The sequence below is a fragment of the Streptosporangium sp. LJ11 genome (assembly GCF_051918945.1).
GTDB lineage: Bacteria > Actinomycetota > Actinomycetes > Streptosporangiales > Streptosporangiaceae > Streptosporangium.
The window spans coordinates 169055-181321 of the sequence record NZ_JBPXMB010000013.1 but is presented as its reverse complement, the minus strand read 5'-3'; the positions used below and the strand labels follow the sequence as shown (position 1 = coordinate 181321).

The window sequence follows — 12267 nt, the reverse complement described above, 5'->3', positions numbered from 1 at the left end:
CTGCCCGGGGTTCACCCCCGCCGGAGCGCGGTCTCCAGGGTGGTCTCGCGTGGCCCGGGGAAAACGGGGGGCGAGTCGAGGAGCACGGAGTCGACGAGACCTTTCGCCGAGGCGAGGAACTCACGGGCGGCGAGGCCGTAGGTGGACACCCACCGCTTGGACGAGTCGTCGCCCACGCCGAAGGTGTCCAGGCCCGCCGTGCGGCACAGGGTGACCGCCCTGGGCAGATGGAACACCTGGGTGACCACGGTGATCTTGGTGGCGCCGAACACGGTACGGGCCCGCACGCACGAGTCCCAGGTGTCGAAGCCCGCGTAGTCCAGGACCAGCGCCCCGGCCGGTACGCCGCTCGCCAGCAGGTAGTCGCGCATCACGGTCGGCTCGTCGTACTCCCTGCGGCTGTTGTCCCCGGAGAGCAGGATCGCCTCGACCCTGCCCGCCCGGTAGAGCTGCGCGGAGATGTCCAGGCGTCTGGCCAGCATCGGGGAGGGGACGCCCCCGACGACGCCCGCCCCCAGCACCAGCGCCACCGGGGCCTCGGGAACCCCGGCCACCCAGCCGGGGGAGGAGTCGGCGACCGCTCGGTGGCCGGAGCTGGACAGCCAGGCCCAGGTGATCGGGGCGACGGCCAGGACGCTCAGCAGCACGACGCCCTGGTAGCAACGCCGCATGATCGTGCGTGACGACGACATCCGATCATTGTCCTGCCGTACCGGGACCACGTCGAGTGCGGACGGCTTCCGGAGGCGTGCGGACGGCGTCCGGGCGGTGCGCGGACGGGGGTTCAGACGCGGACGGTGTCGCGTTCGCCGGTGACCGCCTCCGGGACGTCGCGCGGCCCGCGCGGGCCGGTCGCGAACAGCACCCGCAGCGCGCAGAGCCAGACCAGGGTCGCGCCGAGCACGTGCAGGTTGACCAGGGCCGCGGGCACGCCCAGGAAGTACTGGACGTATCCGACGACCCCCTGCGCCGCCTCCACGCCCAGCAACGTCCACGAGGCCCGCCGGGCGTACCCGGGCGCGTCGGTGATGTGCAGCGCGAACGCCAGCGCGAAGGTGAGGCCGACCACCACGTAGGCGACGTCGGCGTGGATCCTCGCCACGGTCTCGATGTCGAAGCCGAACCGGGAGGCCATCTCGTCCCCGGAGTGCGGCCCGGTGCCGGTCACCACCACGCCCACGACGAGCAGGACGAACACGGCGGCGACGAGCGCGAAGGCGAGCGTGCGGACGTGGCGGTGGACCGGCTGCCGGGACACGCTCTCGCTCCGGCCCTGACCGGCACGGGCGTACAGCGCGTACGCCGCGGCGATCATGCCGACGGAGACCAGGAAGTGCACGCTCACGGTCACCGGGTTGAGCGCGCTGCGCACGACCAGGCCGCCCCAGAGCCCCTGGAAGGCCACGCCGATCGGCTGCAGCCAGGCCAGCCTGACCAGGTCGGGGCGGCGGGCCGGCAGCCGCAGGGCGGCGATCAGGCAGGCCACGCCGACGGCCAGCACCAGGAAGGTCAGCATCCGGTTGCCGAACTCGATCGCCATGTTCACCGGGGAGATCTCGGCGTGGGCCACCGGGGTGAAGCTCTCCGGCGTGCACCGGGGCCAGGTGGGGCAGCCCAGGCCCGACCCGCTGACCCGTACCGCGGCGCCCGTCACCGTGATCCCGATGTTGACGACGACCGCCGCCAGCGCCCAGCGGCGCAGCGTGAGGAGGGTCGGCGGCCCCACGATCCGCGCCGACTTCGCGGCATGCCGGCGGGTCCGGTCAAGGAGGTGGTTCACGGCTCACATGCTAGGTGGCGAGGTGCGCGGTCCCGCCGCGGACCCCGGGTACCGGCCGCCGGCGCGGGCCGCCTGTGGCGGGGCGGCGTGCCGTCCGGGCCGGTGGGTAGGGGTGCGCGTGGGCCGACGGCACGCCTGCGATGCCCGTTTTGGTGCATTGATCCGATAGAGGGTATGTGACATAGTACTGGCGAGTCCGAGGCGCGGGAGCGAGGTGGGACATGCCGGACGTCGTGGTCATCGGCGCCGGAGTCGTCGGTGCCGCCTGCGCCTACTACGCCGCCCGCGCGGGACTGGACGTGGTGGTCGTCGACCGGGGCGCGGTGGCGGGCGGCACGACGGGTGCGGGTGAGGGCAACATCCTGGTCTCCGACAAGGAACCGGGACCCGAGCTCGACCTGGCGCTGCTCTCCAACCGGCTCTGGCGAGACCTGGCCGGGGGCGATGACGGTGCGAAGGGTGAGGCGCAGGGCGAGCCCGCCGGTGGGCCCGGCGCCGAAGCCGGAGCGGGGCGCGCCGGAGGGTCCGCGGCGGGCGGCGAGGGGTCCGAGCCGGACGGGGGGTTCGAGTTCGAGGCCAAGGGCGGCCTGGTGGTCGCCGAGACGGACGAGATCCTGGCGGCGCTCACCGGCCTGGCGGCGAAGCAGGGCGTCGAGCACGTCGCCGTCGCCCCCGGGGAACTCGGCGACTACGAGCCCCACCTGGCGAAAGGGCTCGCCGGAGGCGTGTTCTACCCGCAGGACGCCCAGGTCCAGCCCATGCTGGCGGCGGCCAGGCTCATCCGGAGGGGCGCCGAGCGGTTCGGCCGCGGCGCCCTGATGCTGCGGACCGGCGTCACGGTGACCGGCTTCGTCCGTGCCGGCGGCCGGGTCACCGGCGTCACCACCGACCACGGCGACATCCTCGCCGGAGCCGTCGTCAACGCCGCGGGCACCTGGGGCGGCGAGATCGCCGCGCTGGCCGGTGTGCGCGTCCCGATCCTGCCCAGGCGCGGCTTCATCCTGGTCACCGAGCCTCTCGCCGGGCCGCTCATCAGGCACAAGGTCTACACCGCCGCCTACGTCACCGCGGTGGCCAGCGACTCGGAGGGACTGGAGACGTCCGCCGTCGTGGAGAGCACCCCGTCGGGGCCGGTGCTCATCGGCGCCAGCCGCGAGCGGGTCGGCTTCGACCGCACGGTCTCCGTCCCGGTGCTCGAACGTCTCGCCCGCCAGGCCGTGGAGCTGTTCCCCGCTCTGGCGGCGTACCGGGCGATCCGCGCCTACTGCGGTTTCCGCCCCTACTGCCCGGACCACCTTCCGGTGATCGGGGAGGACCCCCGGGCACCCGGGCTCTACCACGCCTGCGGCCACGAGGGGGCGGGCATCGGCCTGGCCCCGGCCACCGGCCACCTGATCGCCCAGCTCCTGGCCGGGCTCCGCCCCGACCTGGACCTCGCCCCCTTCCGCCCGGACCGCTTCGCCAAGGAGGCGTCTTGACCTTCTCACGGAGCCGGAACCGGAGCCGGGGTCCTTTCGCCGGAGGTGCCCGATGAGGGATCCGTACCGCCTGGTGAGGGCGCGGCCCGAGCCGGGGTTCGAGATCAGCGTGGACGGCACCCCCGTCCCGGTGGTCCCCGGCCAGACCGTCGGCGCCGCCATGCACGGCGCGGGCGTCCGTTCCTGGCGCACCACCCGTTTCGGCGGGCGCCCGCGCGGGCTGTTCTGCGGCATCGGGGTCTGTTTCGACTGCCTGGTCACGGTGAACGGGACCCCGTCCCTGCGCGCCTGCCTGACCGAGGCCCTCCCGGGAGACCTGGTGACCACCGGCGACGACGAGGGGGAGGGGTGAGCGGCCGATGACGCGGATCCACGACCTCGCCGTCGTCGGCGCGGGCCCCGCGGGGGTCGCGGGCGCGCTCACCGCCGCCCTGTCCGGGCTGGACGTCGTGCTGATCGACGGGGCCGCCAGGCCGGGCGGCCAGTACTTCCGGCACCCCGCCGAGGGTTTCCGCGCCGCGCGGCCCGGCGCGCTCCACCACGGGCTCGACCGGTTCACCCGCCAGTGGGAGACGCTCCGCGAGCGCGCCGAGGTGCTCCTGCGCCACCGGGTCTGGGCGGTCGAGCGCGCGGACGGGGCGATCACCGTACGGTGCCTGGAGGGAGACCGTGAGGAGCGGCCCCGCGCGGTGACCGCGCGCGGGCTGCTGATCGCCACCGGCGCGCACGACAGGCCGTTGCCGTTCCCCGGCTGGGACCTGCCGGGGGTGCTCACCGCGGGCGGCGCGCAGGCGCTGCTCAAGGGCGACCTGGTCCTCGCGGGAAGCAGGGTCGTGGTCGCCGGCACCGGCCCGTTCCTGCTCCCCGTCGCCGCGGGCCTGGCCGACGCGGGGGCCCGGGTGCTCGGCGTCCACGAGGCCGGCGGCGGGTTCGGGCTCGCCAGGCACCCGCTGGTCGCCGCGGGCCGGGCCGGGGAGGCCCTCGGATACGGAGCGCGCCTGGCCCGCCACCGGATCCCGTACCACCGCCGCGAGGCGGTGGTCGCCGCGTACGGCGACACCGCGCTGACCCACGTCACCGTGGCGAGCCTGGACGGGGACTGGCGGCCGGTCTCGACGAGGACCGTCGAGTGCGACACCCTCGCCTTCGGCTACGGATTCGTCCCCCAGCTCGACCTGCCGGTCCAGCTGGGCTGCGACACCCGCCGCGACCCCGACGGCAGCCCGGTCGTCGCGGTCGACGCGGGCATGCGCACCAGCGTGCCCGGCGTCTACGCGGCGGGGGAGTCCACCGGTGTCGGCGGGGCCGCGCTCGCCGAGGTGGAGGGCCGCATCGCGGGCCGGTCCGCCGCCGCGGACCTGGGCCGCCCCGTGCCGCCGGACCCGGCCCTGTCCCGGCGCAGGGACCGGCTCGCCGCCTTCGCCCGCGCCCTGCAGGAGGCCTACCCGGTACGACCGGGCTGGCGGGAGTGGCTGCGCGACGACACGCTCGTCTGCCGCTGCGAGGAGGTGCCCCTGTCGGCCGTACGGGAGGCCCAGGCCATGGGGGCCGTCGACGCGCGTTCCGTCAAGCTCCTGGCCCGCCCGGGGATGGGGTGGTGCCAGGGCAGGATGTGCGGCTACGCGGTCGCGTGCCTCGTCGGGGAGGACCCCGCGCCGCCCCGGCGCCCGATCGCCCAGCCCGTCAGGCTCGGCGACCTCGCCGCGCGCCCGCCGTCCTCCCCGGAACGGCGGGAGAACCGCCCGGCGACGGGACGGCCGGAAACCCTCCTGGACCTGGACCTCGACATGGAGCTGGACCTGGACCTGGGGCCGGACCCGGAACCGGATCGGCCGGAAACCTCCCCCGAGCCGGGCGGGCCGGAGCCTCACCCGCGCCGGGAGCGTACGGGATCTCCCCCGGACCCGGACCCGTACCGGCTGGAAAACCCTTCGGAAGGATGAACCATGACGACCCCCGTGAAGCCCTGGCACGGTGTGACCGTGGCCACCGCTCTGCCCCTGGGCGCGGATCTCTCCGTCGACCTGGACGGCTACGCCGAGCACTGCCGGTGGCTGGTCGCCTCCGGGTGCGACGGCGTCGTGCCGAACGGGTCGCTGGGCGAGTACCAGACGCTGACCCCCGAGGAGCGGGCCTCGGTCGTGGAGACCGCGGTCGCCGCCGTCGGCGGTGCCCGCGTCATGCCGGGGGTCGCCGCCTACGGCGCCCTGGAGGCCCGGCGCTGGGCCGAGCAGGCCGCCGAGGCCGGGTGCCGCGCGGTGATGCTGCTCCCGCCGAACGCCTACCGCGCCGACGACAGGACCGTGGTGGAGCACTACCGGGAGGTGGCCAGGGCCGGCCTGCCGGTGGTGGCCTACAACAACCCCTTCGACACCCGGGTGGACCTCACCCCCCGGCTGCTGGCCACCCTCCACGCCGAGGGGCTGATCGTGGGGGTCAAGGAGTTCAGCGGAGACGTCCGCCGCATCTACGAGATCGCCGAACTCGCCCCCGGGCTGGACGTGCTGGCCGGGGCCGACGACGTGCTGCTGGAGCTGGTCACCGCCGGGGCGGTCGGCTGGGTGGCCGGATTCCCCAACGCGCTGCCCGAGTCGACCGTGGCCCTGTACCGCGCGGCCGCCGCGGGGGACACGGCCACCGCGCTGCCGCTCTACCGCGCGCTGCACCCGCTGCTTCGCTGGGACTCCAGGCCGGTGTTCGTCCAGGCCATCAAGCTCTCCATGGACCTGGCCGGGCGCAACGGCGGCCCGTGCCGCCCGCCCAGGCTCGGCCTCGCCCCCGAGCAGGAGGCCGCCGTACGCGCCGCCACGGAGAAGGCCCTGGCCGAGGGCCTGCGGTAGATCCACCCCTTACCCTTCCCCGTGAGGAGAGTCGATGAGAACGAAGAGGGTCTTCCACGCGGTGGACTCCCACACCGAGGGCATGCCCACCCGGGTGATCACCGGGGGGGTGGGGGTCATCCCCGGCTCCACCATGGCCGAGCGGCGTGAGCACTTCCTGGCCGAGATGGACCACGTCCGCACCCTGCTCATGTACGAGCCGCGCGGCCACTCGGCGATGAGCGGGGCCATCCTGCAACCGCCCACCCGGCCCGACGCCGACTACGGCGTGCTCTTCATCGAGGTCTCCGGCTGCCTGCCCATGTGCGGGCACGGCACCATCGGCGTCGCCACGGTCCTCGTCGAGACCGGAATGGTCGAGGTCGCCGAGCCGGTCACCACCATCCGGCTGGACACCCCCGCGGGCCTGGTCGTCGCCGAGGTCCGGGTCGAGGACGGCGCCGCCGCGGAGGTGACCATCACCAACGTGCCGTCCTTCAGCGCCGGGCTGGACCGCGTGGTCAAGGTTCCCGGGGTCGGGGAGGTCGTCTACGACCTCGCCTACGGCGGCAACTACTACGCGATCCTGCCGATCGAGTCGGTGGGCCTGCCGTTCGAGCGGTCGCACAAGCAGGCGATCCTCGACGCCGGTCTGGCGATCATGGGGGCGATCAACGAGCAGGACGAGCCCGTCCATCCGCTGGACCCCGGCATCCGGGGCTGCCACCACGTGCAGTTCACCGCGCCCGGTTCCGGCGCCCGGCACTCGCGGCACGCGATGGCGATCCATCCCGGCTGGTTCGACCGCTCGCCGTGCGGCACCGGTACCAGCGCCCGGATGGCCCAGCTGCACGCCAGGGGCGAGCTTCCGCTGGACACCGCCTTCGTGAACGAGTCGTTCATCGGTACCCGCTTCGTCGGGCGGCTCACGGAGGAGACGGAGGTGGGGGGCCTGCCCGCGGTGGTTCCGGCCATCACCGGGCGGGCGTGGGTCACCGGCACCGCCCAGTACTTCCTCGACCCCCGCGATCCGTTCCCCGGAGGCTTCCTTCTCTGACGCCCTCTAATGGGAGATACCGGCCGCCGGGCCGCCGATCGCCCGGTTTCCGGCCGAGCGGCCGGGACCGTTTCCCGCGCGGGCCCGCGACCGCAACCCCGGCACCGGAAAACCCCCGCGGGAGGCCGGTCCCGGCGCCCTCGGCCCCTCTCCGAGCTGCGAACACGCCGCCCTCCCCGGGGGTGATCCCCGGCGGGCCGCGGCACATGGGGAAACGGCGTCTTAACGCTAACGGTCTTGTTTCGGCCCTTGACGTGCACCGGCGTTGCGCGTGCAATATCACACATCATCGGACGTGAGGAGCCGCACATGCGTGCCATCCCCCTGAAGTGCTTCACCTCGCTGGCCGTTCTCGGTCTCATGGTCACCGGATGTGGCCAGGGACTGCTCGGTGACGGCGGCGGGGGCCAGACGGCCGCCGCGAAGGACGAGCCGATCGTCCTCGGCATGCTGATCCCGCAGTCGGGCAGCGAGGCCGCCATAGGTCCCTACATGAGCAACGCGGCGCAGCTCGCGATCGACGAGATCAACGCCAAGGGCGGTGTGCTCGGCCGCAAACTGGAGCTGAGGACCGCCGACGACGCCTGCGACGCCCAGTCCGCGGCGGCGGGCGCCAACAAGCTGGTCACCGAGGGGGTCGACGTCTCCGTGGGCGGCTACTGCTCCGGGGCGACGCTACCCACCCTGCCGATCTTCGGCAAGGCCGGAATCCCGATGATCATACCGGCCGCCAACTCCCAGGAACTGGTCGACCAGAAGCTCAAGCACGTCTTCCTGATCAACGGCACGGGCTCCCAGCAGGCCGCGGCCGCCGAGAAGTGGATCGCCAAGCAGGGGGCCAAGAGCGTCGCGCTGATGCACGACAACACCAGCTACTCCAAGGACATCGCGCTGCGCACCCAGGCCCTCCTGGAGGCCCCGGACGGAGCCGAGGCCGCGATCACCGAGGCGGTCACCCCGAAGGAGAGCGACTACAGCGCCAACATCACCAACGTGCTGGCCAAGAAGCCCGACTTCGTCTACTGGACCGGTTACTTCCAGGAGGGCGGCCTGATCGCGCGCCAGCTACGGCAGGCCGGATACAAGGGCTCCATCATGGTCGGCGACGGCTCGGTCTCCCCCAAGCTGATCGAGATCGCCGGAGACGAGGCCGCCGAGGGCCTCTACGCGACGATGACCCAGACCCCCGACACCCTCGAGGGCGCCGAGGGCTGGATCGAGGCGTACAAGAAGAAGTACTCCTCCGAGCCGGGCCCGTACTCCAACCAGGCCTACGACGCGGTGCGGCTCGCCGCCGAGGCGGTCACCAAGGCGGGCGCCACCGACGGAGACAAGGTCATCGCGGCGCTCGAGGCGATCGACGGCTTCTCGATGTTCTCCGGGCCGCTGAAGTTCACCCCCGAGCACACCCTGGCCAACGGCGGCTTCCAGATCCTTGTCGTCAAGGGCGACAAGTTCGCCCTGCAGGACGCCCTCCAGTGACGCAGCTCGTCTGGAACGGGCTGTTCGTCGGCTCGTTCTACGCCCTGGTGGCCCTGGGCTACAGCATGGTCTACGGGATCATCAAGCTGCTCAACTTCGCCCACGGCGACCTGTACATGCTGGGGGCGTTCGCCGGTTTCGCCATCCTCGGCGCGGTCGGCGGCGTGTCCTCCGCGATGGCCCTGCCGCTGCTGCTCGCGGTGCTCCTGGCGACCATGGTCGTCACCGGCCTGGCCGGGGTGGCGCTGGAGCGGATCGCCTACCGGCCGCTCCGCCGCGCCCCGCGGCTGTCCCTGCTGATCACCGCGGTCGGGGCCTCCTTCGCCCTGGAGTACGGCATGCGCGCGGTGGCCGGGGCCGATCCGCGCGTCTACCCGGTGCGGCTGGGCGGCACCTCGCTGGAGATCCTCGGGGCCCGGCTCACCGTGCAGCAGGTCGTCCTGGTCGGCGTGGCGGTGCTCCTCATGACCGGGCTCAACCTGCTGGTCACCCGCACCCGTGAGGGCCGGGCCATGCGGGCCATCGCGCTTGACCCGCGCACCAGCGCGCTGATGGGCATCGACGTCAACGCGGTGATCTCCCGGACCTTCTTCATCGGCTCGGCGCTGGCGGGGGCCGCGGGCGTGATGGCCGGGGCCTACTACGGGAAGATCGACTTCATGATGGGCTTCCTGATCGGGCTCAAGGCCTTCACGGCGGCCGTCATCGGCGGCATCGGCAACATCCCCGGCACGATGCTCGGCGGCCTGCTGCTCGGGCTGCTGGAGTCGTTCGGCACGTTCTGGCTGGGCGGTGAGTGGCGCGACGTGTTCGCCTTCGGGGTGCTGATCCTGTTCCTGACGGTGCGGCCCACCGGCCTGCTCGGCGAGCGCGTCACGGAGCGCGTATGAACGAGACCACCGAGCCCGCCGGGCCGACCGGGCCCGCCGGCACCGGCACCGGCACCAAGGTCCGCCGCCTGGGCACCGACAGGCCCCCCACCCGGGCGTCGAAGCTGCTGCAGAACCGCTGGGCCGGGATCGCCGGGCTGCTGATCGCGCTGCTGGCCCCCTTCGTCAACGCCACGCCGTACGCGCTGTCGGTCATGACCAGCGCGGCCATCGCCGTGATGCTCGCCGCCGGGCTGAACATCGTGGTCGGCTACTGCGGCCTGCTCGACCTGGGCTACGTCGCCTTCTTCGCGGTCGGCGCCTACACCAGCGGGGTGCTGGCCACCCGCTTCGACCTGCCGCTGCTCGCCACGGTGCCCGCCGTGCTCGTGGTCACGGTCGTCGCCGGGATCGTCATCGGCGCCCCCACCCTGCGGCTGCGCAGCGACTACCTCGCCATCGTGACCCTCGGCTTCGGGGAGATCATCCGGATCACCGCCAACAACCTGGACGTCACCGGCGGCCCCTCCGGCATCTACGGCATCCCGCACCTGGTCGAGCACCCGGCGGCCTTCTACTACGTCACCGTGGCCGTCGTCTCGCTGGCCGTCCTCGGCGCGGCGCGGCTGGGCCGCTCCCGCCTGGGCCGGGCCTGGCGCTTCGTCCGGGAGGACGAGGACGCCGCCGAGGCGATGGGCGTGCACACCTACCGGGTCAAGCTCGCCGCCTACATCGCCGGGGCGGTCTGGGGCGGCCTGGCCGGGGTGCTGTTCGCCGCGCAGCTGTCGGCCATCTCGCCGGGCAGCTTCACCTTCCTGTCGTCGGCGCTGGTGCTCATGGCCGTGGTCCTCGGCGGCATGGGCTCGGTGCCCGGCGTCGTCGTCGGCGCCGTCGTGATCAGCATCCTGCCGGAGATCCTGCGCGACCTCGCCGACTACCGGTTCTTCCTGTTCGGCGTGCTGCTCATCGTCTTCATGCTCCTGCGACCGCAGGGGATCTGGCCGGCTCGTTCCAAGGAGGTCCCGTGAGCCTGCTGAGCGTGGCCGACCTGCGCCTGACCTTCGGCGGGCTGGTGGCCATCGACGGCCTGTCGTTCTCGGTGGACGAGGCGGAGATCGTCTCGGTGATCGGGCCCAACGGGGCGGGCAAGACGTCGGCCTTCAACTGCGTCACCGGCTTCTACCGGCCGACCTCCGGCCGGATCACCCTGCGCGGCAGGGACCTGCCGGGGATGCGGCCCTCGGCCATCGCGGGCCTGGGGGTCGCGCGGACCTTCCAGAACCTGCGCCTGTTCGGCGAGCTGTCGGTCCTGGACAACGTGCGCGCCGGATCGCACCTGTGGCTGCGCCAGAGCGTCCTGGACGCCCTGCTGCACACCCCGCGCTACCGGCGCTCCGAGCGCGAGTGCACCGAGCAGGCCCATCACTGGCTGGACTTCGTCGGCCTGCGCGGCGACCGGTACGGGCAGGCGCGCAACCTTCCCTACGGTGAGCAGCGCCGTACGGAGATCGCCCGTGCCCTGGCCCGCCGCCCCGATCTGCTGCTGCTGGACGAGCCCGCGGCCGGGCTCAACCACGGCGAGAAGGCCGAGATGCTCGACCTGATCCGGCGCATCCAGGCGCTGGGGGTGGCCATCGTGCTCATCGAGCACGACATGGGCCTGGTCATGGAGGTCTCCGAGCGTGTGGTCGTGCTCAACTTCGGCCGGGAGATCGCCGACGGCCGTCCCGAGGACGTCCGGCGCGACCCGGCCGTCATCGAGGCCTACCTCGGCGGCGACCCCACCGTCACGAGGGACGAAGCCGACGGGACCGACGGGACCGACGGGGCCGACCGGGCCGATCGGGCCGGCGGGGCCGCGACGGCGGGGAAGGACGGTGCCGGGGAAGACGACGGCGCCGGGGGAGCAGCCGCGGGGAAAGAGACCGCGGGGAAGGACGGCGCGGCCGGGGGAGACGCCAATGCTTGAGATCGACGGGCTGGACGTCCACTACGGCGGCGTACACGCCCTGCGCGGCCTGTCGCTCGGCGTCGCCGAGGGGGAGATCGTCGCCCTGCTCGGCAACAACGGCGCGGGCAAGACCACCACGCTGTCGGCGGTCTCGGGGCTGCTGCGGCCCTCCGGCGGCAAGGTGGTCTTCGACGGGAAAGTGATCACCAGGGAGAAGCCGCACCGGATCACCGCGCGCGGCCTGGTGCACGTCCCGGAGGGCCGCAGGATCTTCAGCACGCTCAGCGTGCACGAGAACCTCCAGCTGGGCGGCTACCTGGTCCGCGACCAGGCGGAGATCCGCACGCGGATCGAGCGCGTCTACGAGCTGCTGCCCCGCCTGGCGGAACGGCGCGCCCAGCAGGGCGGCACGCTGTCGGGCGGCGAGCAGCAGATGCTCGCCATCGGCAGGGCGCTGGTCACCGGGCCCCGGCTGCTGCTGCTCGACGAGCCGTCCATGGGCCTGGCGCCCCTGGTGGTCGCCTCGGTCATGGAGCTCATCGCGGGGATCAACGCCCAGGGCACCTCGGTCCTGCTCGTCGAGCAGAACGCCGTGGCCGCCCTGGGGATCGCGCACCGCGGCTACGTGATCGAGAACGGCGAGTGCGTCCTCGACGGGCCCGCCGCCGAGCTCCGCCGGGACGCCCGGGTGGTCGAGGCCTACCTCGGCGGGGTCCGGGGGAGCGAGGGGGGATGACCGGCGGACCCGCCACCGGCGTCCTGCTCTCCGGATCGGCCCCCGGGTGTTCGGGGACGCACGCACAGCCTGGGAGGATGTGGAGGTGGCGGGTT

The 12267-nt window shown here is 73.3% G+C and carries 12 protein-coding genes; 10 read left to right on the top strand and 2 right to left on the bottom strand.

The window, feature by feature from the left end:
• Nucleotides 1–11 precede the first annotated feature (11 nt).
• Both ACTOQ3_RS20710 and ACTOQ3_RS20705 read right to left on the bottom strand, forming a co-directional pair.
• A complete protein-coding gene (locus tag ACTOQ3_RS20710; protein ID WP_440084996.1) occupies nt 12–692 on the bottom strand; it encodes a SanA/YdcF family protein in 681 nt (226 codons plus the stop codon).
• Between the two features lie 92 nt (nt 693–784).
• The gene (locus ACTOQ3_RS20705) at nt 785–1780 is read right to left on the bottom strand and encodes a COX15/CtaA family protein (RefSeq protein WP_440084995.1); all 996 of its coding nucleotides are present in this window, start codon (nt 1778–1780) and stop codon (nt 785–787) included.
• 221 nt (nt 1781–2001) lie between these two features.
• Here ACTOQ3_RS20705 and ACTOQ3_RS20700 point away from each other — a divergent pair, with 221 nt between their 5' ends.
• The 10 genes from ACTOQ3_RS20700 to ACTOQ3_RS20655 all read left to right on the top strand — a co-directional run bounded on the left by ACTOQ3_RS20700 (nt 2002) and on the right by ACTOQ3_RS20655 (nt 12172).
• A complete protein-coding gene (locus ACTOQ3_RS20700; RefSeq protein ID WP_440084994.1) occupies nt 2002–3258 on the top strand; it encodes an NAD(P)/FAD-dependent oxidoreductase in 1257 nt (418 codons plus the stop codon).
• A gap of 52 nt (nt 3259–3310) precedes the next feature.
• Nucleotides 3311–3610: a (2Fe-2S)-binding protein gene (locus ACTOQ3_RS20695; RefSeq protein ID WP_440084993.1), complete on the top strand. Its 300-nt coding sequence runs from the start codon at nt 3311–3313 to the stop codon at nt 3608–3610.
• A 7-nt stretch (nt 3611–3617) separates the two neighbouring features.
• The gene (locus ACTOQ3_RS20690; RefSeq protein WP_440084992.1) at nt 3618–5201 is read left to right on the top strand and encodes an FAD-dependent oxidoreductase; all 1584 of its coding nucleotides are present in this window, start codon (nt 3618–3620) and stop codon (nt 5199–5201) included.
• Nucleotides 5202–5204: 3 nt separating this feature from the next.
• Entirely contained in the window at nt 5205–6098 is an 894-nt protein-coding gene (locus ACTOQ3_RS20685; RefSeq protein ID WP_440066040.1) for a dihydrodipicolinate synthase family protein, read from the top strand.
• Nucleotides 6099–6132: 34 nt separating this feature from the next.
• The gene (locus ACTOQ3_RS20680) at nt 6133–7134 is read left to right on the top strand and encodes a proline racemase family protein (RefSeq protein WP_440084991.1); all 1002 of its coding nucleotides are present in this window, start codon (nt 6133–6135) and stop codon (nt 7132–7134) included.
• 309 nt (nt 7135–7443) lie between these two features.
• Nucleotides 7444–8616, top strand: coding sequence for a branched-chain amino acid ABC transporter substrate-binding protein (locus ACTOQ3_RS20675; protein WP_440084990.1), 1173 nt, complete (start codon nt 7444–7446; stop codon nt 8614–8616).
• On the top strand, nt 8613–9506 hold the full coding sequence (locus tag ACTOQ3_RS20670; protein ID WP_440084989.1) for a branched-chain amino acid ABC transporter permease: 894 nt from the start codon (nt 8613–8615) through the stop codon (nt 9504–9506). The genes ACTOQ3_RS20675 and ACTOQ3_RS20670 overlap by 4 nt, the downstream gene beginning before the upstream one ends.
• Entirely contained in the window at nt 9503–10513 is a 1011-nt protein-coding gene (locus ACTOQ3_RS20665) for a branched-chain amino acid ABC transporter permease (RefSeq protein WP_440084988.1), read from the top strand. Before ACTOQ3_RS20670 ends, ACTOQ3_RS20665 begins: the two co-directional genes overlap by 4 nt.
• Nucleotides 10510–11454, top strand: a complete 945-nt coding sequence (locus tag ACTOQ3_RS20660) for an ABC transporter ATP-binding protein (RefSeq protein WP_440084987.1) — start codon at nt 10510–10512, stop codon at nt 11452–11454. The genes ACTOQ3_RS20665 and ACTOQ3_RS20660 overlap by 4 nt, the downstream gene beginning before the upstream one ends.
• The gene (locus tag ACTOQ3_RS20655) at nt 11447–12172 is read left to right on the top strand and encodes an ABC transporter ATP-binding protein (protein WP_440084986.1); all 726 of its coding nucleotides are present in this window, start codon (nt 11447–11449) and stop codon (nt 12170–12172) included. Before ACTOQ3_RS20660 ends, ACTOQ3_RS20655 begins: the two co-directional genes overlap by 8 nt.
• The last annotated feature ends 95 nt before the right edge of the window (nt 12173–12267 follow it).

Excerpts from the sequence above, each read along its gene's own strand:
- ACTOQ3_RS20690 (WP_440084992.1), top strand. The coding sequence starts at position 3,618 with ATGACGCGGATCCACGACCTCGCCGTCGTCGGCGCGGGCCCCGCGGGG.
- ACTOQ3_RS20665 (WP_440084988.1), top strand. The coding sequence starts at position 9,503 with ATGAACGAGACCACCGAGCCCGCCGGGCCGACCGGGCCCGCCGGCACC.
- ACTOQ3_RS20700 (WP_440084994.1), top strand. The coding sequence starts at position 2,002 with ATGCCGGACGTCGTGGTCATCGGCGCCGGAGTCGTCGGTGCCGCCTGC.
- ACTOQ3_RS20685 (WP_440066040.1), top strand. The coding sequence starts at position 5,205 with ATGACGACCCCCGTGAAGCCCTGGCACGGTGTGACCGTGGCCACCGCT.
- ACTOQ3_RS20655 (WP_440084986.1), top strand. The coding sequence starts at position 11,447 with ATGCTTGAGATCGACGGGCTGGACGTCCACTACGGCGGCGTACACGCC.
- ACTOQ3_RS20695 (WP_440084993.1), top strand. The coding sequence starts at position 3,311 with ATGAGGGATCCGTACCGCCTGGTGAGGGCGCGGCCCGAGCCGGGGTTC.
- ACTOQ3_RS20680 (WP_440084991.1), top strand. The coding sequence starts at position 6,133 with ATGAGAACGAAGAGGGTCTTCCACGCGGTGGACTCCCACACCGAGGGC.
- ACTOQ3_RS20710 (WP_440084996.1), bottom strand. The coding sequence starts at position 692 with ATGTCGTCGTCACGCACGATCATGCGGCGTTGCTACCAGGGCGTCGTG.
- ACTOQ3_RS20675 (WP_440084990.1), top strand. The coding sequence starts at position 7,444 with ATGCGTGCCATCCCCCTGAAGTGCTTCACCTCGCTGGCCGTTCTCGGT.